Here is a 22,274-nt window from a genome sequence, read left to right as displayed (position 1 = left end):
GATCGTCGGCTCAGTGTTTATCGACCCAGCGCAACGCCGCGATGGCGAGCACCAGATAGAGCAATGACGGTAACGCGGCAGTGAACCACGCAGGCCAGGTGTTGAGCAGGCCCAGGTGCGAGAACAGGTTGTTGAGCAACTGGAAGCTCATGCCGAGCATGATCCCGCCGAACACCTTCAGGCCGATGGCCCCGGCGCGCGCGTGCAAGTAAGCGAACGGCAGCGCCAGCGCCATCATCACAAAGACGGCCAACGGGTACAGCAGCTTCTGCCAGAGCGCGAGATTGTAGCGATCGGTGTTCTGCTGGTTTTCCTTCAGATGGCCGATGTAGCTGTAAAGACTGCCGATGGCCATGTTGTCGGGCGAGACCATCAATACGGACAGGATCTGCGGTGTGAGTTCCGAGCGCATCTGCACCGTGTCGATATGCACCTGCTTGCTCTGCACCAGGGCGCGCAGCGGATCGGTGCCGGCCGAGGTATCGTCCGTCGCGCTGAAGACCGTTTCGGACACGTCCGTCAGCTTCCAGAAGTTTGGCGATTCGAACTGCCCCAATTTGGCCAGTCGCACGCTGTCGAGACGCAACTTGTCGTCGAATTCGTAGATGCGAACGTCTGCGATGGTGTTGTCGGGATTGAGCGTGCCGACGTTGATGAAGCGAGTCAGGCGCGAGCCGTCCTGATCGACGGTGTCCTTGACCCAGACGCCGGAGCGGAACCCGGCCGAGACCGAACTGCCCAGCGCTTCGAGACGAATCTTCTGCGCGAGCTGTTCGGCATTCGGCGCGACATACTCGCCGATGACGAAGGTGATCAGCACGATCGGGAAACCGATTTTCACCAACGTGCGCAGTGCCTGGCCGGTCGAGAGCCCGGAGACGCGGAAGATCGTGAATTCCGAGTTCCCCGCCAGTTGCGCGCAGACATAGATGGCGGCAATGAGCGAGGCGACCGGAATGATTTCGTACATGCGCTGCGGCGCGAACAGCAGCACGTAGGCGAGGGCATGTTGGAAACGGTATCCCCCACGGCCGACGTCGCCCAGTTCGCTCACCAGGTCGAAAAAGACGAACAGGCCGACGAACGCGAGCAGAACGAACAGGAACGTCAGGTAGATCTGGCGAGCAAAGTATTTCTCATAGATGCGCATCAGCGGGTCCCTCCCGATGCAGACATCCCGCCGGATCCGCCGAGGCGACGGCGGCCGAACAGCCCACGGAAGCGCACGCGGCGCAGGTATAGCAGCACGATGACGACCATGGCGAGCGCGTGCAACAACCACACGCCGATGGCGAGCGGCATGCGCTCCTGCGCCACCCACGCCTGCGAGAGGCTCAGCAGGTTGGTGTACGCGAGGTAAATGAGCACGGCCATGATCAGGTTGACGGCCCGGCCGTGGCGGGGGTTCTGATACGCCAGCGGCACGGCGAGCAGCACGAGCGCGAGCGCCAGCAGCGGCAGGCCGATACGCCAGACGATCTCGCCGCGGAAGATCGGATTCTGGATCTCACGGAACAGGCGCAGGGTCGGCACGCCCTTGGTCGGGGCGTTGTCGGTTGGCGCGGCTGCCGGGTTGTCGATCTTCACGCCATAGCGTTCGAACTCCATCACACGGTAATCGGGCTGGCCGGGCACCCCATCGTAGCGGCGGCCCTTCTCCAGCACGATGTAGCGATTGCCGTCCTTGGCCGTTTCGATATGCCCCTGTTTCGAGACGATCACGCTGACCTTGCCGTTCTCGGTGCCCGAGACGAAAACGTTGTGCACCTTGGTCGCGTCCGGCGAGACAGTCTCGACGAAGAACACCCGGTGACTGGCGGCGCTTTCGCGGAACTGGCCCGGTGCGATCATCGAGACGTCGTCGCGCTGGGCGAAGCGGGCTTCGAGGGCGGCGATCTGCAGGTTCGCCCACGGCCAGGCCACGAGCGCGCAGAACGTGATCACGGCCAGATAGGGCGTGGCAAAGCGCAGCACCGGCTTGATGAAGTGGGTGATCGACAGGCCCGAGGCGAACCACACGACCATTTCGGAGTCGCGGTACCAACGGGTGAGCACGAACAGGATCGAGACGAACAGCGTCACGATCAGAATGATGGCCAGGTAGCCGATCACGGCCAGGCCGATGAGCACGAGAACGTCGCGCGGGTCGGCTTTCCCGGACGCGGCGAAGCCCAGGATGCGGATCATCATCGTGGTGAGCATGACGGTGATCAGCACCATGAAGACGGCCCCGGCGGTGTAGTTCAGCTCGCGCTGCAGGGAACGCTGAAAAATCATGTGATGGCGATTGGGGTGCTCTCGCGGTTGGGCGAGCGGGGAAAAAAGCGGATAATTGCGGATCGTACGAATTTTACCCGAGGAAAGCGCGATGGACTTTAGCACAAAAGCCTTCGATTCGACCAAGGCCGGCCAGGCCGGCCTTGCCAACGCCAAGACCGAGTGTCTGGTGGTCGGTGTGTTCGAGCAACAGCCGCTCGCGGGGCTCGCCAAGGCGCTGGACGTCGTCAGCAAGGGCCTGCTCGCCCGCATGGTCAAGCGTGGTGAACTCGATGGCAAGCTCGGCAGCACGCTGATGTTGCACGAGGTCGCTGGCTGGAGCCAGGCACGTGTGCTGTTCGTCGGCCTGGGCCGCGAAGACCAGTTCTCGCCCAAGGGCTTCAACGAAGCCTCGCGTGCCGCCGCGCGCGCCGTATTGGCATCGCGCGCGACCGATGCCATCTGGACGCTGCCGCAAGCCGCGGTGGCCAAGCGGGACACCGCCTGGGCCGTGTGCGCCTCGATCCTCGCCCTGCGCGAGGCGACCTACCGTTTCACGCAGATGAAGAGCAAGGCCGAACCGGCCAACACGGTGCTGCGCAAGGTGGTCTTCGCCGTTGCCCCCGACGACCTGAAGGCGGCCAAGGTCGCGGCCAAGCACGGCGAGGCGATCGCCAACGGCATGGCGCTGACCAAGGACCTCGGCAACCTGCCGGGCAACGTGTGCACGCCGACCTATCTGGCCGACACGGCCCGCAAGCTCGCGCGCGAATTCAAGCTCAAGGCTGACATCCTCGGGCCGAAGCAGATCGAAGCGCTGAAGATGGGCTCGTTCCTGTCGGTCGCCCGGGGGTCGGTGCAGCCGCCGCAGTTCATCGTGCTCAAGTACGAAGGCGGTGCCGCCAGGCAAGCCCCGATCGTGCTGGTCGGCAAGGGCGTGACGTTCGACTCGGGCGGCATTTCGATCAAGCCCGGTGAGGGCATGGACGAAATGAAGTACGACATGTGCGGCGCGGCCTCCGTACTCGGGACGATGCGCGCCGTCGCCGAGATGGGCCTCAAGCTCAACGTCATCGCCATTGTGCCGGCCACGGAGAACATGCCGGGCGGGCGTGCGACGAAGCCGGGCGACGTGGTGACCAGCATGTCCGGCCAGACCATCGAAGTGCTCAACACCGATGCCGAAGGCCGCCTGATCCTGTGCGACGCGCTCACCTATGCGGAGCGTTTCAAGCCCGCCGCCGTGATCGACGTCGCCACGCTCACGGGCGCCTGCATCATCGCCCTCGGCCACGTGAACACGGGTCTCTTCTCGAAGAGCGACGCGCTCGCCGACGAACTGCTCGCCGCCGGCCGCACGGCAGGGGACACGGCTTGGCGTCTGCCGGTCGAGGAGGAGTATCAGGAGCAGCTCAAGTCGAACTTCGCCGACATGGCGAACATCGGCGGACGCCCGGCGGGGAGCGTGACGGCGGCCTGTTTCCTGTCGCGATTCACCGAGAAGTATGAATGGGCCCACCTCGACATCGCCGGCACGGCATGGAAGAGCGGTGCGGCCAAGGGGGCGACAGGGCGCCCGGTGCCGTTGCTCACGCAATTCCTGATCGATCGCGAAGCCCGGTGACGCGCGTCGACTTCCACACGCACGTGGCGAACCGGCTCGATTACGCGTGCCGGTTCGCGCGCAAGGTGTACAGCGCCGGGCAAACGCTCGTGGTCGTCGGTGCGCCCGACGTGCTGCGCGCGTTCGACCAGACGCTGTGGACGTTCTCGCCGCTGGAGTTCGTACCGCATTGCTTCACCGAGGACCCGCTTGCCCCGCAAACGCCCGTCGTGCTGGCCGCCCCCGATGAAGAGGCGCAGCATCATCAGGTGCTGCTGAATCTGGCGGGCAGCGTGCCGACGCACTTCGCGCGTTTCGAACGAGTGGTCGAGATCGTGGGCGACACGCCGGACGAATTGTCCGGTGCGCGCGAACGCTATCGTTTCTACCGCGATCGCGGCTACACCCTGAACAATTACGACCAGAGAGGCGGATCGTGACGAACGAGCCCGAGCGCACCGACCCCGGCATTCCCACGCTGACCGAAGTGCTCGCGCCCGGGGAGGCAACGCCGTTGCCGGATCCTCACCCGGTCGCGCCGGGAGCCGAGCTGGGTGTGCCGGCCGATGTCGCGGTGTTTGCCGAGCGCGTGAGTGCCCGGCTCACGCTGCAACTGGCCGATGAAATCACAACGATGGTGGAGCGCCGATGTCACGACGCACTGATCGACCAGACCTCGTGGCTGGTGCAACTGATCGGCAAGCAGGTCGCCGATGCCTTGCAGGCTCAATTGCCGGACCGCATTCGACAGGCAGTGATCGAAGAGGTCGCGAAGCAGGTTCGGTCGTAGCGCCGAGGAAGACGAAGGTTGCCAAGGGGCCGTAGCGCAACGCTCAGGGCTGATCGTCTGTCACCTCAATGTCGGGCGCCGAGAATCCAGCGCGCCAGACGGCTCGCCTCGCCCGGGGCGAGTTGAGGGCTGGCGGGCATCGGAATGCTCCCCCATTTCCCGCGACTGCCGTCCGCAATGGTTCGCGCGAGATCGGCGGCGGCGCCAGGCTGCCCTTCGTAGCGTTTGGCAATATCCCGGTAGGACGGCGCGAGCAAGGTCCGGTCGACGGCGTGGCAGGTCATGCAATTGCGCTCGCGGGCGAGCTTCTCCATGGCTTGAGCGTTTTGCGCGTCTTGCGCACCCATGGCCGACGGTGGGGTTGTCTGTGCAAGTGCAGCGCCCGCCGCGATCAACAGCCACGCGCCGATCATCGCCCCGCCACACTGGCCGTTGAATGCCTTCATTCGATTCTCCCCGATCGTTGACAGATCCCGATGCGAGGCTGCGTGAGTTGGACGTCTATGGGTGACGACGTTGGGCAGGTGCATCGACGCGCCATTATAAGATGGCGCGCGCGGCGCGCGACTCGGCACGAAGGGCCACGAAAAAACGGCACCGTTGCCAGGGAGGCGAGCGGTGCCGTTCGTGCCGTGCAACGCCGAGTTCAGCCCGTGACCGCGCCTTTGTTGGCCGGTTGTGCCAGCGCGGCATACTTGGCCATGACGCCTCGCGTGTAACGCGGGGCGGGCGCCTTCCACGCCGCGCGACGCCTTGCCAGTTCGTCGTCCGGCACGTTCAACTGCAGCAGCAGCTTGTGCGCGTCGATGGTGATCGAGTCGCCTTCGTGCACGAGCGCAATCGTGCCGCCCACGAACGCTTCCGGCGCCACGTGCCCGACCACCATGCCCCACGTACCGCCCGAGAACCGGCCGTCGGTGATGAAGCCGACCGTCTCGCCGAGTCCCTTGCCGATGATCGCCGACGTGGGCGCGAGCATCTCCGGCATGCCCGGCCCGCCCTTCGGTCCGAGATAGCGCAGCACGAGCACGTCGCCGGCCTGGACCTTGTCGGCGAGGATCGCGTCCATCGCACTTTGTTCGTCGTCGAACACGCGCGCCGGGCCGGTGATGACCGGGTTCTTCAGGCCGGTGATCTTGGCGACCGCGCCGTCTTCGGCCAGATTGCCCTTGAGAATGGCGAGGTGGCCTTCCTTGTACAGCGCCTTGTCGATCGGGAAGATCACATGCTGGTCGGCGCGCGGCACCGACGGCACGTCCTTGAGTGCTTCCGCGAGGGTCTGACCGGTGATCGTCATGCAATCGCCGTGCAGCAGGCCGGCGTCGAGCAGGATCTTGAGCACTTGCGGAATGCCGCCGGCCTTGTGCAGGTCGGTCGCCACGTATTTGCCCGACGGCTTCAGGTCGCACAGGACCGGCACGCGCTCGCGAATGCGCTCGAAGTCGTCGATGCTCCAGTCGATGTCGGCCGCGTGCGCGATAGCGAGATAGTGCAGCACTGCGTTGGTGGAACCGCCCGTGGCCATGATGAGCGCCACTGCATTTTCGATGGACTTGCGCGTGATGATGTCGCGCGGCTTGAGATCGTTCTTGACCGCTTCGATCAGCACGCGCGCCGATTCGGCCGCCGAGTCGACCTTTTCCTGATCGGGGTTGGCCATCGTCGACGAATACAGCAACGACATGCCCAGCGCCTCGAACGACGAACTCATCGTGTTGGCCGTGTACATGCCCCCGCACGACCCGGTCGACGGACACGCATTCTTCTCGATGCCCTTGAAATCGGCCTCGGTCATGCGCCCGGCGGTGAACTCGCCCACGGCCTCGAACGACGAGACGATGGTGAGGTCCTTCCCCTTCCAGTTGCCCGGCTTGATGGTGCCGCCGTAGACGTAGATGCCCGGCACGTTGATGCGGGCCAGCGCGATCATGCCGCCCGGCATGTTCTTGTCGCAGCCGCCGATCACGACCACGCCGTCCATCCACTGCCCCTGCACGGCGGTCTCGATGCAGTCGGCAATGACTTCGCGCGAGACGAGTGAATACTTCATGCCCTCCGTGCCCATCGACATACCGTCGGAAATGGTGGGGGTGCCGAACGTCTGCGGATTGGCCTGATGGGTCTTGATGGCATCGACGGCGGCGTCTGCCAGCCGCTGCAACCCCGCGTTGCACGGGGTGATCGTCGAATGGCCGTTGGCCACGCCGATCATCGGATTGTCGAAGTCTTCTTCCTTGTAGCCCAGCGCGTAGTACATCGAGCGGTTGGGCGAGCGCGCCACGCCTTGCGTGACGTTTCGCGAACGACGGTTGAATGCCATGACGGTCTCCTGTGGGGATGCACCACGCCACAGGCTACCGCAGCGTCGCGCACAAGCGTTGTTGTATCACGCTGTCATGCCGGCGGTACGCCCGTCATCCGGATGCGCCGCTCAAGGTCATTGCTGCTTCACTACTGCGTCACTGCACTGCAAGTCCTGCGCGGGAGCGGCCGCACGCGCCGCCGCTCCCGCTCGTGCCAATCGCTTCGATCAGCGCATGCGTCGAATCCGCTGCATAAGCCGCATTATCCGCGCTTAGCCAGCTTCAGTTGCGACAGGTCGCGCACCGCGCCGCGGTCGGCTGAGGTGGCCAACGCGGCGTATGCTTGCAGCGCCTGCGAGACCACACGCTCACGATTCGCCGGTTGCCATGCCTTGTCGCCACGGGCTTCCATGGCGGCGCGGCGGCGGGCCAGTTCGTCGTCGGACACGGCCAGATGCATCTTGCGCTGGGTGATGTCGATCTCGATCACGTCGCCGTCTTCCACCAGACCGATGATCCCGCCTTCGGCCGCTTCCGGCGAGGCGTGGCCGATCACCAGACCCGACGAACCGCCCGAGAACCGGCCATCCGTGAACAGGGCGCACGTCTTGCCCAGCCCCTTCGACTTCAGGTACGACGTCGGGTACAGCATTTCCTGCATGCCCGGGCCGCCCTTCGGGCCTTCGTAGCGGATCACGACCACGTCACCCGGCTGGACCTGATCGCCCAGGATGCCGTCGACGGCATCGTCCTGGCTTTCGTACACGCGCGCACGGCCCGTGAAGACCCACTGCGATTCGTCGACACCGGCCGTCTTCACGATACAGCCCTTCTCGGCGAGGTTGCCGTACAGCACGGCCAGGCCGCCGTCCTTCGTATAGGCGTGTTCCTTGTCGCGGATACATCCGGTTTCCCGGTTCAGATCGAGCGACGGATAGACCGACGACTGGCTGAAGGCGATGGTCGTGGGCACACCGCCGGGGGCGGCGCTGTAGAACGTGTGCGCCTTGTCGCCCGCGTCGGCGGCCACATCCCACTGGGCAATGGCATTGCCGAGCGTGCCGCTGTGCACGTTGCCGCAAGACGTATCGAGCAGCCCGCCGCGCGCGAGTTCACCCAGAATGCCGATGATGCCGCCCGCACGGTGCACGTCTTCGATGTGGTACTTGTCGGTCGCCGGGGCCGCCTTGCACAGGCACGGAACCTTGCGCGAGATGCGGTCGATGTCGGCCATCTTGAAGTCGACGCCGGCTTCCTGCGCGGCGGCGAGCAAGTGCAGCACCGTGTTGGTCGAGCCGCCCATGGCAACGTCGAGCGCCATGGCGTTCTCGAAGGCGGCCTTGGTCGCGATGTTGCGCGGCAGCACCGAGGCGTCGTCGTCCTGGTAGTAGCGGCGGCACAGGTCGACCACGAGACGGCCGGCCTGCTCGAACAGCCCGCGCCGCCAGGCGTGCGTGGCCACGATGGTGCCATTGCCCGGCAGGGCGAGACCGATGGCTTCGGTCAGGCAGTTCATCGAGTTGGCGGTGAACATGCCCGAGCACGAACCGCACGTCGGGCAGGCGCTGCGCTCGATTTCCGCGACTTCGGCGTCGCTCACCTTCGGGTCGGCCGCCTTGATCATGGCGTCGATCAGGTCGATCTTGGCGATGACCTGGCCGTCGCCGTTCTTGACCTTGCCCGCTTCCATCGGGCCGCCCGAGACGAACACGACCGGAATGTTCAGGCGCATGGCGGCCATGAGCATGCCCGGGGTGATCTTGTCGCAGTTCGAGATGCAGACCATGGCGTCGGCGCAGTGCGCGTTGACCATGTATTCCACCGAGTCGGCGATCAGCTCGCGCGACGGCAGCGAATACAGCATGCCGCCGTGACCCATGGCGATGCCGTCGTCCACGGCGATGGTGTTGAATTCCTTGGCCACACCGCCGGCCGCTTCGATCTCCTTGGCGACCACAGCGCCCAGATCGCGCAGGTGCACGTGACCCGGCACGAATTGCGTGAAGGAGTTGACCACGGCAATGATCGGCTTGCCGAAGTCGTCGTCTTTCATGCCGGTGGCGCGCCACAGGGCGCGGGCGCCGGCCATGTTGCGGCCGTGGGTCGAGGTGCGGGAACGGTATTGAGGCATGGTCGTCTCTGGAACGCTGTGCTTATGGAATGAATGGAATATGGGGCCGCCAGGCGACATTCGGTCTGGATTCGGTCTGAACTCGCGCGTGCGTGGGCAAAGCCGCCAAGGCCGCGCGGCACACCAGTGTCGGCCGGACATCAAGATTCGTCTTTCCTTGAATGCTTGTCAAATATATTATTTGACTCGGATTGAGTCGAAAAACATATCATGGATCTACGTCAACTCAGGTACTTCGTCGCGGTGGCTGAAGAGCGGCATTTCGGCCGTGCGGCCCAGCGTCTGTCGATGACCCAGCCCCCGCTCTCGCAGCAGATCCGGGCGCTGGAGGCGTCGCTGGGGGCGCCGCTTTTCGTGCGGACCAACCGGTCGGTGGAGCTGACGGCCGTCGGCCGGCAACTGCTGCCCGAGGTGCGACGCATTCTGGCGGATGCCGACGCGTTGCCCGCGTTCGCACAGGGCCTGGCGCACGGGGAGGTCGGCACGCTCTCGCTGGGCTTCGTCTCCACGGCGGACTATGGCATCCTGCCGCCGCTGCTGCGCGAGTTCGGCGAGCGCTACCCGCGGGTGCGTCTGCAATTGCTCGAAGCGACGAGCGACGTGCAAGTCGAGGCGCTCATGGATGGACGCATCGACGCCGGCCTCTTCATTCCCCCAGTGCCGGCGCGTTACGCCAACGAACTGTCCTATATGCCGATCGTGCGCGAACCGCTGATGCTGGCGCTGCCGGCCGGACGAGGCGTGGCCGTCGACGACGACAACGTTGCCGATACCCGGCCGGGCGCCGCGGTCAGTCTGGCCGACTTTGCCGACGAGCCGCTCGTCATCTTCCCGCGTCGCGTGGCGCCGGCCTTCTACGACATCATCATGGGCTGCTACGCCGCACTTGGCCTCACGCCGCGCGTGGGGCAGGAGGCCATTCAGATGCAGACCATCGTGAGCCTGGTGTCGGCGGGCATGGGCGTGGCCCTGGTGCCGCAATCGCTGTGCCACCTGCGCCGCACCGGCGTGACGTATCGTGCGCTGCGCGAGACGAGCACACTCATCGAGACGGGCCTGCTCTGGCGCACGGCCGAAGTCACCCCTGTCCTCGAAGGTTTTCTCGAAACGGCTCGCGCCGTGGCCCATACGCCGCCGGGGGCGACGCTGACGAACTGAACGTCGCCCAACGAGCGCGTCAGCGGGGCTGCCGCGACAGGGGACGCTCGTGGTATCGTGCTGCCCATCCCAAAGCATGCCGGTTCGGTTTCCATGGCGTGCTGTCGCTGGCGCGTCACTCGATGGCGGCAATGGGTTGCCTTGACAGGTCATCCGCCCTCCGACGGAACTTTTGTTCACGAATCGATTCTTCTGATCCATGCTGATTCATCCTCAATTCGACCCGGTCGCGATTCATCTCGGCCCGCTCGCCATCCGCTGGTACGGCCTGATGTACCTGGTTGGCTTCATTCTGTTCCTGGTCGTGGGGCGCGTGCGCGTGCGCCAGCCGTCCATCGCCGCGCAAGGCTGGAAGGTGCAGGATCTCGACGACATGCTGTTCTACGGCGTGCTCGGCGTGATTCTTGGCGGACGTCTCGGCTACGTGCTCTTCTATAAGCCGGCGTTTTATCTGGCGAATCCGATCGACATCTTCAAGGTGTGGGAAGGCGGCATGTCGTTCCACGGCGGCTTCCTCGGCGTACTCGTTGCGATGTGGCTGTTCACCCGCCGTCGTGGCCATTCGCTGCTGGAAGGCACCGATCTCATCGCACCGATGATCCCGCTGGGGCTCGCTGCAGGTCGTCTGGGCAACTTCATCAACGGGGAATTGTGGGGACGCGTGACGTCACCCGATTCGCGCTTCGCCATGTTGTTCCCGCAATCGGCGGGCGAAGACGTTCAGTGGGCGATGGCGCATCCGCAAGCGATGGCCGATCAGGCGATGGCGGCGGTGTTCGCGCAATTCCATGGGCTGCCCCGCTATCCGTCGCAGTTGTTCGAATTCGCGCTCGAAGGCGTGGCGCTGTTCCTGCTGTTGTGGTTCTTCGCGCGACGCGCGCGGCCGGTGGGCGCGGTGTCCGCCATGTTCCTGGTGGGCTACGGCGTCTTCCGCTTCCTCGCGGAATTCACGCGCGAGCCCGATGCATTCCTCGGCTTGCTCTCGTTCGGGCTGTCGATGGGCCAATGGCTGTCGATGCCGATGATCGTCGCGGGCGTCATCATGCTCGTGTGGGCGTTTCGCCGCCGGCCAGCGTCGTCTCGCGCCTAAGGCGTCGGCAGGGCGCTGCGCCACTGAGAATCAGCCAACGGGCCGCCGGAGATGCTTTCTCCGGCGGCCCGTTGGCTTTTGGGGGCAACCTTCAGCTCGCCTTGCGCTCGAGCGCGCGCAATGAGGCCATCAGATCGGCGAAGCGCTCGCCCTGCACGGTGACGTGGCCGCGAAGCTGTTCCGATGCCGCGTCGGCATCGCCCGCTTCAATGGCGCGGAAGACGGCGTCATGTTCGGAGAACGATTGGTTCGGCCGGTCGCGTACGCGCAGTTGCAAGCGGCGATACACGCGCAGTCGTCGGTGCAACTGCAACGCCGTTTCCTGAAGATAGGTGTTGTGACTGGCCTGATAAATCAACGCATGGAAATGCGCGTTGACTTCGTAATAGGTGTCGATGTCCCGCGCCTCGGCCGCCGCCCGGCTGGCCTCGTGCGTCTCGCGCAGCTCCGCCAGTTCCTCGTCGGTGATGCGGCGCGCGGCGAGGCGTCCGCACATCGATTCGAGTTCCGCCATCACTTCGAACATCTCGCATAACCGCTGCGGGTCGATCTGCGCGACCACGGCGCCCCGCCGAGGACGTATCTCGATCACCCCCGACGACGCCAATTGAATCAATGCCTCGCGCAGGGGCGTGCGCGACACGCCGAACGCGCCCGCCAGTTCGACCTCGTCGAGTCGCATGCCGGGCGGGTACTCGCCCACGGCAATCTTCTCCTCGATCGCCTGGCGCAGCGCTTCCGATCGCTTCGGTTTTACGGTCATGACGCTCTCGCTGGGTCGTGTTTCGGTCCCGTCGCACGGGGCTCAATCGGATTCATGGTTGTCAAAGTAACGCTTGAAGCCCGCCTTGAAGATCGGGGTATACGCCGAAAATGTATTTTTTTGACGGTCAGTTTGTATACACCATGCTGGATTGACTATACGATTTCATCCCGAGAGCGGCAACTCGCGCACTCGAAATACCAAAAATCAAAGCAGTCATCCGTACATGCAGTGCCGGCGAACCGGTGGTGCACCCGCGGCGGGAAGCAAAACCCGCCGCGGGCGATGTCAGGCACCGGGCTTCGCTGGTTCACCACTGACAGAAGTGACAGGAGACGCCATGGAGACAAATCATTCCCCGCTGCGGCGGCAACTCATGCTCGGTGCCGCATCGGCACTCGCCACCGGCGGCCTGGCCAGCCCATGGGGCAACGCATTCGCGCAGTCCGGCCCGCTCAAGATTTCCCATCAATTCCCCGGCGGCACGCTCACCGAAGGCGACTTCCGCGACCGGCTCTGCCGCAAGTTCGCGCAGGAAGTCGAGAAGCGCACCCATGGCGCGCTGAAGTTTCAGGTCTATCCGGGCAGTTCGCTCATGAAGACCAATGCGCAGTTCTCGGCGCTGCGTCGCGGGGCGCTCGATCTTTCGCTCTATCCGCTGCCCTATGCCGGGGGCGAAGTCCGCGAACTCAACATTGGGCTGATGCCGGGGCTGGTGACGTCCTATGCGCAGGGCGCTGCGTGGCGTCACGGCGAGATCGGCAAGGTGCTCACCGATGTGCTGGCGGAGAAGAACGTCGTGATCGTGAGCTGGGTCTGGCAGGCGGGCGGCGTTGCGAGCCGCGCCAAGCCGCTCGTTTCGCCTGACGACGCCAAGGGCCTCAAGGTGCGCGGCGGCAGCCGCGAGATGGACATGATGCTCAAAGAGGCCGGGGCGGCCGTCATCTCGCTACCGTCGAACGAACTCTACGCCGCCATGCAGACGGGCGCGATGGACGCGGCGATGACTTCATCGACGAGCCTGATGTCGTTCCGTCTCGAGGAGGTATCGAAGCATCTGACCACCGGACGCAACAAGTCGTATTGGTTCATGCTCGAACCGCTGTTGATGTCGAAGCAGGTCTTCGACAAGCTGCCCAAGGACCAACAGCAGGTGATCCTGCAAGTGGGGGCGGAACTCGAGTCGTTCGGCACCGAAGCCGCCAAGGCTGACGATGCGCAGATCGCCAGCGTTTATACCAAGGCCGGCGCGAAGGTCTACGACCTCGACGAGGCGACGGTGATGAAGTGGCGCGACATTGCACGGCGCACCGCGTGGAAGGACTATGCGGGCCGATCCGACACGTGCGCGAAACTGCTCGCGCTCGCCCAGCAGGTGCCTGCATGAGTGGGGCCGTCGTGAGTGCGGAACCGGCGGCGGCGCGCACTCGCCTGCTGCGACGGCTCGACGCCCTGTTACAGGGCGTAAGTCGTCTGCTCATGGTCGTGTGCATGTTGGCGCTGGTCGGGGCCGCGCTCGTGCTCAGTTACAGCGTGTTCGCGCGGCACGTGCTCAAGCTCGCCACCGACTGGCAGGACGAAGCCGCCGTATTCCTGCTGGTCGGCGCAACCTTCGTCTCTGCCGCGCATGTTCAGCATTTGCGGGGCCATATCGGCATCGAAGCCATCACGACCTTGCTCTCGCCGCGCGTGAATCGGGTGCGGCGCTGGTGCGTGGACATCGTTTCGTTGGCGTTCTGCGGTTTCTTCGCGTGGAAGTCGTGGACGCTGTTCTGGGAAGCCTATGTCGACGGCCAGACCAGCAGTTCGACATGGGGGCCGCCGTTGTCGATTCCTTATGGCCTGATGGCCTTTGGCATGACGTTGCTCACGGTGCAATTGCTGTTGCAAGTGGCGATTGGCGCGGGCGAGATAGGAAAACCTGCGGGCCATGACGCACCGCGCGGATCGGATCGTACAGGGGGGCACGCATGAGCGAACTCGGTATCGGACTGCTCTATGGCAGCGCGACGCTCGTCGCCATGTTCTCGGGCATGCCCATCGCATTCGCGCTCGGCGCCGTGGCCGTGGCGTTCATGCTCGGCTTCATGCCGGTATCGTCGCTCGATACCATCACGCAGAACGTCTATGAGGAAATGGCGAGCATCACGCTGCTGTCGATTCCGCTGTTCATTCTGAAGGGGGCGGCCATCGGCAAGTCGCGCGCGGGGCAGGACCTTTATCTGGCGTTGCACGCGTGGATGCGTCGGATTCCAGGCGGCCTGGGCATCGCCAACGTGTTCGCGTGCGGGTTGTTTGCCGCGATGGCCGGATCGAGCCCGGCGACGTGTTCCGCCATCGGCAGTGCAGGGATTCCGGAGATGCGCCAGCGCGGCTATTCGCCGGGATTCGCCGCGGGGATCATCGCGGCGGGCGGAACGCTGGGCATTCTGCTCCCGCCGTCGATCACGATGATTCTCTACGCGGTGGCCGCCGAGCAGTCGCTCGGGCGGCTGTTCCTCGCCGGAATCGTGCCCGCGCTGCTGCTGGTGGGGCTGTTCTCGTGCTATGCGGCGTGGCGCTACCGACACGAGTACGCGCGCGCGCAAATAGCGCTCGCCCGCGACGGCACGCCGTCGCCGTTCCCGAGCGAGCCGCCGGCCACGATGCGCGAGAAGCTGGCGCTGTTGCCGCGCGTGCTGCCGTTCGTGACGCTGCTCATCGGCGTGATGGCGGCGCTCTACGGCGGCTACGCCACCCCGTCGGAGACGGCTGGCCTCGGCGGCCTGCTCGCGATCGGGCTCATCGCCGTGATTTATCGGATGTGGAACCCGCGTCAGCTCGCGCCGATTCTGACCGGCACGTTGCGCGAGTCGACCATGCTGATGTTCATCATCGGCATGTCGTTGCTTTATTCGTACGTGATGAGTTATCTGCACATCAGCCAGTCGGCGGCGCAATGGATCGTGGGGCTGCATTTGTCGCGCTGGGTGCTGCTCACGGCCATTCTGCTGATGGTGGTCGTGCTCGGCTTCTTCCTGCCGCCGGTCAGCATCATCCTGATGACCGCGCCGATCATCCTGCCGCCGCTGAGGGCCGCGGGCTTCGACCTGGTCTGGTTCGGCGTGGTGATGACCATCGTCATGGAATTGGGGTTGATTCATCCGCCCGTAGGACTCAACATCTTCGTCATCAAGAATACGGCGCCCGATATCGCGTTGCGCGACATCGTATGGGGCGTGATGCCATTTGTGGTGTTGATGGTGCTGGCCGTCGTCCTCATCTGTGCGTTGCCCGGCTTGTCGCTGTGGTTGCCGGATCGACTGATGGGATGAGAGCGGGTTGACGAAATGCGGCAATATTCGCTGGAGGGTGCGTCATCGCTGTATAGCCGGTGTGCTTGCCTACCCGGGCGCAATGTCAGGAAGCCATGAAGGATGAGCCAATCATGTCAGCCATGTCCGTTCCCGTCTCGTTGAACCCGTCGGCGATGGGCTCAACGATGGACTCAACGATGGCCGCGTCGACTACCGCTATGTCCTCGTCCTCGTCCTCGTCCTCATCCTCGCCATCCTCGTCGTCGCCTTCCCAAGCGGGGCGGGGCACGCCCGAGACCGTGACTGACGTGAGCGCGCCGGTACCGTCGCCCAAGCCGTCGCTCGGGGCGCGTCTGGGACAGTGGTTCGGCCGCGGCGGCGGTAAATCGGGGGGGCAGGGCGGCGGGCCGAAAGATGGCAAGGACGGCAAAGGGAGCGCCAAGGTCACGCCGGCAACGCTGTCGCCGCGTGCGCAGAGCGCGCTGCGGCGGCAGTTGACGCTTTGCTTGTCGGCGCGGCTGACGGACTCCGCCGCCAACGACGCCGCGCGCGATTTCATGACGCGCTACATGGCGGCGTCGCCCGACATGCAACTGGCGCTGCTCGCGGTCGTCGCCGACGCTTGTGCGAGCGACGGCTCCCCGGGGACCGAGGTCGGCAGGGACGGCGACGGTGCCAGTGCCAGACGCGCGGCCAGCGGGTTGGCCGGTGCGCTCGGCAGTGCGCGCGTGCGTTTTCTCAAGCGCTTCAATGCGCTGCCCGATGGCCTGCCGTTCCTCGTGCGCTGGCGCGCCGACATGCTGGAACACCGCGCGGTGTTGCCCGGCCTCGCGGCGCTCGAAGAGGATCTCGGCAGTCTCTTTTCGACATGGTTCGACGTCGGACTGCTGGAGTTGCATCCGATCACGTGGGATTCGCCGGCGTCGCTGCTTGAAAAGCTCATGCGCTACGAAGCGGTGCATGAGATTTCGTCGTGGGCGGATCTGCGCAACCGGCTCGATTCCGACCGCCGTTGCTATGCGTTCTTTCATCCGCGCATGCCGCGCGAGCCGCTGATCTTCGTCGAAGTGGCGTTTGTGCCCGAGATGGCCGCCGACGTGCATTCGCTGCTCGACGAGCAGGCGCCGCTCGAGGATCTGCGTCGCGTGCGCTGGGCCATCTTCTATTCGATCTCGAACACGCAGCCCGGACTGCGCGGCGTGAGCTTCGGCAATTTCCTGCTCAAGCGCGTCATCGACGAACTGCAAGTCGATTTTCCGAAGCTGCGCAATTTTGCGACGCTCTCTCCGATCCCGGGGTTCAACGACTGGCTCAAGTCGCTGTCGACGCAGGCGCTTGCGCAGGTGCTTGGCCCAAAGCGGGCGAAGCTGCTGGCGCAGGAGGGGGCGCTGGCGCCCGATGCCTCCGGCGCGCAGATGGTGGCGTGGTTGCAGGCCTCTGCCGAGCGCAAGGGCGCGCAAGCGTTGCAGCGCAGTCTTGGCGAAGGGCTGGCCGCGCACTACCTGGCGCGCGAAACCGTGCGGGGACAGCCGCGCGATCCGGTCGCGCGGTTCCATCTGGGCAACGGCGCGCGCGTGGAGCGCATCAACTGGCATGCCGATCTTTCGAAGAAGGGCGCGAAGCAGTCGTGCGGCATGATGGTCAATTATCTTTACGAGCCCGACGAACTCGACGCCAACCTTCAACGTCTCATCGACGGCGAACCCGCCCTTGGACGCGCCGTGGCGAGGCTGCTATGAACATGAGGACGTTCCGGTATGCCAACCTGTATGCCTACCCCTATCCACGCCCATCAACCGCATGGAGGAACGCGTGAGTGAAGTCCTGCGCGATGATTGTTCGCTTGACGACGGATGGGTCACGCTGACACTGTCGAACCCCGGCAAGCTCAATGCGATTTCGGTCGCGATGTGGCGCGCCTTGCGCACGCACCTGCAAGCCCTTGACGACGACGCGCGCGTGCGCGCCATCGTCATTCGCGGGGCGCAAGGTCACTTTGCGGCCGGGGCCGATATCGAGGAGTTTCCGCTCGAGCGCGGCAGCTACGACGCGCTGCGTCGCTATCACGGCGAGGTCATCGGGCCGACGCTCGACGCCCTGGCGCATTGCCGGCATCCAAGCGTCGCCCTGGTCGAGGGGGTGTGCGTGGGCGGTGGCCTGGAGATCGCGGCGCATTGCGACTTGCGCATTGCCGGGGAGGGCGCTCGTTTCGGCGTGCCGATCAACAAGCTCGGCTTTCCAATGGCGCCCGGCGAACTGCGCGGTGTGCTCGCCCTGGCAGGACGCGCGACAACGCTCGAAATCCTGCTGGAGGGGCGCGTCTTTGGCGCGGCGGAGGCGCGCGAGAAGGGACTTCTCACGCGTGTGGTGGCCGACGACGCTGTGCAAGCCGAGGGCTATGCGTGTGCGCGGCGTCTCGCCGCCGGTGCGCCGCTCGCCGCCCAATTGAACAAATGGCTGATCGCCCGGCTGGCACCGGCCGTGCCGCCGTTGTCCGAGGCCGAATGGCAAAATGCGTTTTCATACTGGGATTCGCACGATCACCGCGAAGGGGTGGCGGCATTCCTTGAGAAGCGCCCGCCTGACTTTTGGGGACGGTGAGCGACGCCACGTCCCCGTTTTCGATTTTTCCAGTCAACGCATTCACTGTTTCAAGATCCGGTTCTGTTCATGACGCAAGACACCAACCTCTACCGACTTTTTGCCGAGCGTTTTCCCGCTGATAAATCGGCGTGCGCGATCGAGACGCCCGAAGGACTCTATTACAGTTGGGACGACATCGAGCACGCGAGCGCGCGCATGGCGAACCTGCTCGCGAGTCTCGACCTGACCCCCGGCGCACGTATTGCCGTGCAGGTCGAAAAGTCGCCGGAAGCGCTGCTGCTCTACCTCGCCACCTTGCGCGCGGGGTTCGTGTATTTGCCGCTGAATACGGCATATCGCGAGGGCGAGATCGCTTACTTCGTCGAGAACGCCGCGCCGGATGTCGTGGTGTGCAGTCCGGCAAATTTCGGCTGGGTGTCGAAGGTGGCGTTCACGAACGGTGCGAAGCATGTCTATACGCTCGGCGACGATCGTACCGGCTCGCTGCTGGAGCGCGCGGCGTGGTTCGACGACACTTTCGAGACCGTGCCGCGTGCGCCTGACGATCTCGCCGCCATTCTGTACACGTCGGGCACGACGGGCCGCAGCAAGGGAGCGATGCTCTCTCATGGCAACCTCGCGAGCAACGCGCGCGTGCTACATGAATTCTGGGGCTGGGGCGAGCGGGAGGGCGGCGACGTGTTGCTGCACGCGCTGCCGATTTTCCACGTGCACGGGCTGTTCGTCGCGAGCCATGCGGCGCTGTATTCCGGCAGCAAGATGATCTGGATGACGAAGTTCGATGCGCGTGAAGTGCTGCATCAACTTTCGCGTGCCACGGTGTTCATGGGCGTGCCGACGTATTACGTCCGGCTGCTGGCGGAGGCGGGGCTCGATCGCGAGGCGTGTCGCAACATGCGGCTGTTCATCTCGGGCTCGGCACCGCTGTTGAGCGAAACGTTCGACGCCTTCCGCGAGCGCACCGGCCATACGATTCTGGAGCGTTACGGCATGTCCGAGACGGTCATGCTCATCTCGAACCCGTATCGCGGCGACGCGGCAACCGTGCGCCGCGCGGGGACGGTTGGCGTGCCCCTGCCGGAGGTGACGGTGCGCGTGGTCGGCGACGACGCGCAGCCATGCCGGTCGGGCGAGATCGGTCACATCCAGGTCAAGGGGCCGAACGTGTTTGCCGGCTACTGGCGAATGCCGGAGAAGACCGCGGAAGAGTTTACCGACGATGGCTTCTTCAAGACAGGCGACGTTGGCAAGTTCGATGAGGACGGCTATGTGCACATCGTCGGTCGCTCGAAGGATCTCATCATCTCGGGCGGCTACAACGTTTATCCGAAGGAAATCGAGGGCTTCATCGACGAGATGGACGGCGTGGCCGAGTCGGCGGTGATCGGCGTTCCGCACCCGGACTTCGGTGAGGCGGTGGTGGCCGTCATCGTGCCGCGCGACGGCGCAAAGGCGCCCGACGAACGAACGGTCATCGACACGCTCAAGCAGCGCATCGCCAACTTCAAGGTACCCAAGCGCGTGCATGTCGTCGCCGAATTGCCGCGCAACACGATGGGCAAGGTGCAGAAGAACTTGCTGCGGGAACGCTTCAAGTAAGCGCGATGCACCATCGCGCGTCGGTCGTCAAATTTCGAACGCAAAAGAATGCCGCCCTCGATGGGGCGGCATGATCACTAACCTAACAACGTGCGGGCCCGCGCGACTTACTTCATCTGCACGGTGCCCGAGACCGTCACGGTCACTTGCGTTTTGCCGCCTTCGAGCTGCATCGGCGGCGCGGCGTCGGCGCCCGCACTCATGGCCATTGCCTTCATCGCGTACGGACGCGGCATCATCGGCGCGTTCGCACCGACCTGCACCTGACGGATCGAGTAGCTGCTGTAGCCGAAGGCCTTCGTGTTGTTCTGCGCCTGATCGCGGAACGCCTGAATGGCCTGATTCGTCAGCTCGGCCTGCGTCTTCTCCTGCGCTTCACGCGAGAGCGAGAACGACACGCCGTCCATCTGCATCTGGTTCGAGATCTGGCTGGCGAGACGCGATGCGGCACCGAAATCCTTCGATGTCATTTGCAGTTCGGTGCGGCCTCGCCATGCGGTGATCTTGCCGTCGCGGTTGGTCGTCGGATAGAGCGAGACGCTGCCGGTCTGAACCTGCACGGCATTCTGGCCCTTGGCCACGGACATCGCGCTGTTGGCCTTTTGCGCGAGATTGCGCGACACGGTCGCGGCGTCGGCGCCTTGCTCCTGCGCGGACATCGTGATGTGAACGGTGTCCTGTTCGACTTCCTTCGTGGCGTGCGCTTCGAGGCCCAGTACACCCGAGAGCTGACGATTGGCATCGTCACCCGACTGGGCGTAGGCGACATTGGCGGCGGAGGCGATCAGCAGCGCGGCAGCGAGAGATTTGCGCATCGTATTGTCCTTTTTCGAGTGAGAGTTCGCCTGGGCGTGGCGAACGGTTGACCGGTCGCTCGCGCGGCCTTCGCGGCATGACGTCCGCCACATGATGGCGTGTCATGCGGTCATGGCCACAGGCTATGCCGGTATCGGCAGCCTGATACAGACGCTATCACAACGGGGTTGGTTCCCCCCCGACACCTTCAGGCTTCAAGTAAATGCCGGGTGATGAACTTCCAGTGTTTGGGCGACACGGGGGTGATCGAGAGACGGTTACCGCGTGCGAGGACCAACATGCCGTCCAATTCCGGCGTCTGACGCATTTCCGTGAGCGGCATGAGCCGTGTCTTGCGATCCAGTTTGACGTCGACCAGCAGCCAACGTGGCGATTCCGGCGCCGACTTGGGATCGAAATAGGGACTCTTGGAGTCGAACTGGGTAGGGTCGGGATAGGGCGTCGACGCAACCGTCGCGAGTCCGGCGATACCGGGCACCGCACAGCTCGAGTGATAGAAGAGCACGCCGTCGCCCACGCGCATCTCGTCGCGCATGAAGTTTCGTGCCTGATAGTTGCGCACGCCCGTCCACGCGAGGGTCTGGTGCTTCGCGCTGGCGAGATCGTCGATACTCGCCTCCTCGGGTTCGGACTTCATCAACCAGTAACGTTGTGTCATGCCGTTTCAGAGTTAAAGTTGTTGTAACGGTAGCAAACATCGCTCAAATTCACCAAAAATCGACGCATTTTGGATGGGTGGGTTGCTGCGCTGCGATCCTTGGCCAAATCCTATACTATGCGTTTGTGATCTTCGTGTGACGAATGATGTGAACGGTTGGCCGAGTGCCCTGTCCGATCTCGCAACGGGCAGTGCTTGATGCGCTCGTCAACCCGCCATTCACACAGGTCGCGCGTACGTGCTTGAGCGATACATGTTCTACCCCCTACGCCGATAGGAGAGTGTCATGGCAGCAGAGCCGTCTGTTCGAACCAATGCGTTCATCTTTTATTCCCTCGCGACAGTGTCGTTCATCGAGACCAGCGTGCCGGAGTTCGTCTCCACGCTCAACCAGATGTATGGCGACGACGATGAGATGAGAACGTGGCTGCGCGATACCTGGCTGCCCGAGGAGGTCGAGCACGGGCGTCTCGCCAAGGACTACATCGCGCGCGTCTGGCCCGAGTTCGACTGGGCACCGGCTTACGACGCATTTCTGGAGCGTTATAAGCCGCGGTGCGATGTGCAGCACATGCGGCCGTCGCTGGCGCTCGAGGCACTCTCACGCTGCGTGACCGAGACACAAACAGCCATGATCTACCGCTGCCTGGAATCCTATATGCCGGTCGAGGAACTCAAGCAGATGATGCACAAGCTGAGCAATGAGGAGGTCGGCCACTATCGCTATTTCCGCAAGACATTCGATCGGTACAACGCGGTGGAGCAGCGCGGGGTGATCCGGCGGTTGAGAACCATGGTCGCGCGAAGCGAACTGGTGCGCGACGAGGACATTGCGTTCGCGTTCGAGCCGCTCAATCGATTCTGGCGCACGCCGCCGCCGTTCGAGACGATGACTTGGGACGCGTTCCTCGCGATGTCGGGCGATGTGATGAAGCAGTACATGCCTGTCGAGGCGGCCACGCGCATGATGTTCAAGCCGCTGGAGACCGGATCGTGGTGGCGCGACCGTCCGGTCAAGGCGCTGCTGAGCTTTATGGTGCGCCGGCAGTATCCGCAACTGGGCAGCGAGGCGTGAGGGCGCCGATTGCCGGAACCTCGCGACGGTTCGGATGACGGTAGACGAAAAAAAAGGTTCATCGTGGAAAACCGTGGAGGTTTTCCGGGCAATTGATAATCTGACGCCAATAAGGACGGTGTTCGGAGGACA

The 22,274-nt window shown here is 64.2% G+C and carries 21 protein-coding genes; 12 read left to right on the top strand and 9 right to left on the bottom strand.

What is annotated here, in order from left to right; translation table 11 throughout:
- Positions 1 to 10 precede the first annotated feature (10 nt).
- Positions 11 to 1,150, bottom strand: coding sequence for an LPS export ABC transporter permease LptG (gene lptG / locus PSO31014_RS14985; protein ID WP_150552332.1), 1,140 nt, complete (start codon positions 1,148 to 1,150; stop codon positions 11 to 13).
- Positions 1,150 to 2,277, bottom strand: a complete 1,128-nt coding sequence (gene lptF, locus PSO31014_RS14980) for an LPS export ABC transporter permease LptF (protein ID WP_150552331.1) — start codon at positions 2,275 to 2,277, stop codon at positions 1,150 to 1,152. The genes lptG and lptF overlap by 1 nt, the downstream gene beginning before the upstream one ends.
- 91 nt (positions 2,278 to 2,368) lie before the next feature.
- Here lptF and PSO31014_RS14975 point away from each other — a divergent pair, with 91 nt between their 5' ends.
- The 3 genes from PSO31014_RS14975 to PSO31014_RS14965 are packed head-to-tail and all read left to right on the top strand — an operon-like array spanning position 2,369 to position 4,649.
- On the top strand, positions 2,369 to 3,880 hold the full coding sequence (locus PSO31014_RS14975; RefSeq protein WP_150552330.1) for a leucyl aminopeptidase: 1,512 nt from the start codon (positions 2,369 to 2,371) through the stop codon (positions 3,878 to 3,880).
- A complete protein-coding gene (locus PSO31014_RS14970) occupies positions 3,877 to 4,299 on the top strand; it encodes a DNA polymerase III subunit chi (RefSeq protein ID WP_150552329.1) in 423 nt (140 codons plus the stop codon). The genes PSO31014_RS14975 and PSO31014_RS14970 overlap by 4 nt, the downstream gene beginning before the upstream one ends.
- Positions 4,296 to 4,649 carry a DUF2486 family protein gene (locus PSO31014_RS14965; RefSeq protein ID WP_174976527.1) on the top strand — a complete coding sequence of 118 codons (354 nt, stop codon included), beginning with the start codon at positions 4,296 to 4,298 and terminating at the stop codon, positions 4,647 to 4,649. Before PSO31014_RS14970 ends, PSO31014_RS14965 begins: the two co-directional genes overlap by 4 nt.
- A 65-nt stretch (positions 4,650 to 4,714) precedes the next feature.
- Here the strand turns inward: PSO31014_RS14965 and PSO31014_RS14960 are convergent, their stop codons facing one another.
- The 3 genes from PSO31014_RS14960 to ilvD (PSO31014_RS14950) all read right to left on the bottom strand — a co-directional run bounded on the left by PSO31014_RS14960 (position 4,715) and on the right by ilvD (PSO31014_RS14950) (position 9,083).
- Complete coding sequence (locus PSO31014_RS14960; protein WP_246176659.1) at positions 4,715 to 5,095, bottom strand: c-type cytochrome; 381 nt, start codon at positions 5,093 to 5,095, stop codon at positions 4,715 to 4,717.
- 200 nt (positions 5,096 to 5,295) lie between these two features.
- Positions 5,296 to 6,969 carry a dihydroxy-acid dehydratase gene (gene ilvD, locus PSO31014_RS14955; RefSeq protein ID WP_150552327.1) on the bottom strand — a complete coding sequence of 558 codons (1,674 nt, stop codon included), beginning with the start codon at positions 6,967 to 6,969 and terminating at the stop codon, positions 5,296 to 5,298.
- A gap of 245 nt (positions 6,970 to 7,214) precedes the next feature.
- Positions 7,215 to 9,083 (bottom strand): dihydroxy-acid dehydratase, encoded by a 1,869-nt coding sequence (gene ilvD, locus PSO31014_RS14950; protein WP_150552326.1) that lies wholly within the window; start codon positions 9,081 to 9,083, stop codon positions 7,215 to 7,217.
- A 210-nt stretch (positions 9,084 to 9,293) separates the two neighbouring features.
- On the opposite strand from ilvD (PSO31014_RS14950), the gene PSO31014_RS14945 reads away from it, so the two are divergent.
- Entirely contained in the window at positions 9,294 to 10,241 is a 948-nt protein-coding gene (locus PSO31014_RS14945; protein ID WP_150552325.1) for a LysR family transcriptional regulator, read from the top strand.
- 199 nt (positions 10,242 to 10,440) lie between these two features.
- On the top strand, positions 10,441 to 11,331 hold the full coding sequence (gene lgt, locus PSO31014_RS14940; protein WP_150552324.1) for a prolipoprotein diacylglyceryl transferase: 891 nt from the start codon (positions 10,441 to 10,443) through the stop codon (positions 11,329 to 11,331).
- A gap of 91 nt (positions 11,332 to 11,422) precedes the next feature.
- On the opposite strand, the gene PSO31014_RS14935 is transcribed toward lgt, so the two are convergent.
- The gene (locus PSO31014_RS14935; RefSeq protein WP_150552323.1) at positions 11,423 to 12,094 is read right to left on the bottom strand and encodes a GntR family transcriptional regulator; all 672 of its coding nucleotides are present in this window, start codon (positions 12,092 to 12,094) and stop codon (positions 11,423 to 11,425) included.
- A gap of 340 nt (positions 12,095 to 12,434) precedes the next feature.
- Between PSO31014_RS14935 and dctP the strand changes: the two genes are divergently transcribed.
- From dctP to PSO31014_RS14920, 3 genes are read left to right on the top strand one after another with little or no spacing between them, the layout of a single operon-like run.
- Positions 12,435 to 13,481, top strand: coding sequence for a TRAP transporter substrate-binding protein DctP (gene dctP / locus PSO31014_RS14930; RefSeq protein ID WP_150552322.1), 1,047 nt, complete (start codon positions 12,435 to 12,437; stop codon positions 13,479 to 13,481).
- Positions 13,478 to 14,068, top strand: a complete 591-nt coding sequence (locus PSO31014_RS14925) for a TRAP transporter small permease (protein WP_150552321.1) — start codon at positions 13,478 to 13,480, stop codon at positions 14,066 to 14,068. The genes dctP and PSO31014_RS14925 overlap by 4 nt, the downstream gene beginning before the upstream one ends.
- Entirely contained in the window at positions 14,065 to 15,408 is a 1,344-nt protein-coding gene (locus PSO31014_RS14920; protein ID WP_150552320.1) for a TRAP transporter large permease, read from the top strand. Before PSO31014_RS14925 ends, PSO31014_RS14920 begins: the two co-directional genes overlap by 4 nt.
- A gap of 85 nt (positions 15,409 to 15,493) precedes the next feature.
- Here PSO31014_RS14920 and PSO31014_RS22715 read toward each other — a convergent pair whose 3' ends face one another.
- Positions 15,494 to 15,724, bottom strand: coding sequence for a hypothetical protein (locus PSO31014_RS22715; RefSeq protein ID WP_246176657.1), 231 nt, complete (start codon positions 15,722 to 15,724; stop codon positions 15,494 to 15,496).
- Between PSO31014_RS22715 and PSO31014_RS14915 the strand changes: the two genes are divergently transcribed.
- From PSO31014_RS14915 to PSO31014_RS14905, 3 genes are all read left to right on the top strand, one after another.
- The gene (locus PSO31014_RS14915; RefSeq protein ID WP_246176655.1) at positions 15,699 to 17,129 is read left to right on the top strand and encodes a malonyl-CoA decarboxylase domain-containing protein; all 1,431 of its coding nucleotides are present in this window, start codon (positions 15,699 to 15,701) and stop codon (positions 17,127 to 17,129) included. The genes PSO31014_RS22715 and PSO31014_RS14915 overlap by 26 nt on opposite strands.
- A gap of 61 nt (positions 17,130 to 17,190) precedes the next feature.
- Positions 17,191 to 17,991: an enoyl-CoA hydratase/isomerase family protein gene (locus PSO31014_RS14910; RefSeq protein WP_150552318.1), complete on the top strand. Its 801-nt coding sequence runs from the start codon at positions 17,191 to 17,193 to the stop codon at positions 17,989 to 17,991.
- Between the two features lie 69 nt (positions 17,992 to 18,060).
- Positions 18,061 to 19,593: a malonate--CoA ligase gene (locus PSO31014_RS14905; RefSeq protein ID WP_150552317.1), complete on the top strand. Its 1,533-nt coding sequence runs from the start codon at positions 18,061 to 18,063 to the stop codon at positions 19,591 to 19,593.
- Positions 19,594 to 19,700: 107 nt separating this feature from the next.
- Here PSO31014_RS14905 and PSO31014_RS14900 read toward each other — a convergent pair whose 3' ends face one another.
- Positions 19,701 to 20,408, bottom strand: a complete 708-nt coding sequence (locus PSO31014_RS14900) for an SIMPL domain-containing protein (protein WP_150552316.1) — start codon at positions 20,406 to 20,408, stop codon at positions 19,701 to 19,703.
- A 188-nt stretch (positions 20,409 to 20,596) separates the two neighbouring features.
- Positions 20,597 to 21,067, bottom strand: a complete 471-nt coding sequence (locus PSO31014_RS14895) for an EVE domain-containing protein (RefSeq protein ID WP_150552315.1) — start codon at positions 21,065 to 21,067, stop codon at positions 20,597 to 20,599.
- A 286-nt stretch (positions 21,068 to 21,353) separates the two neighbouring features.
- Between PSO31014_RS14895 and PSO31014_RS14890 the strand changes: the two genes are divergently transcribed.
- Positions 21,354 to 22,142 carry a hypothetical protein gene (locus PSO31014_RS14890; protein WP_130025188.1) on the top strand — a complete coding sequence of 263 codons (789 nt, stop codon included), beginning with the start codon at positions 21,354 to 21,356 and terminating at the stop codon, positions 22,140 to 22,142.
- Positions 22,143 to 22,274: the final 132 nt, after the last annotated feature.

This window comes from Pandoraea soli (assembly GCF_902459595.1).
Lineage (GTDB): Bacteria > Pseudomonadota > Gammaproteobacteria > Burkholderiales > Burkholderiaceae > Pandoraea > Pandoraea cepalis.
The sequence above is the reverse complement of the archived record's forward strand: the minus strand, read 5'-3'. Positions and strand labels throughout refer to the sequence as shown.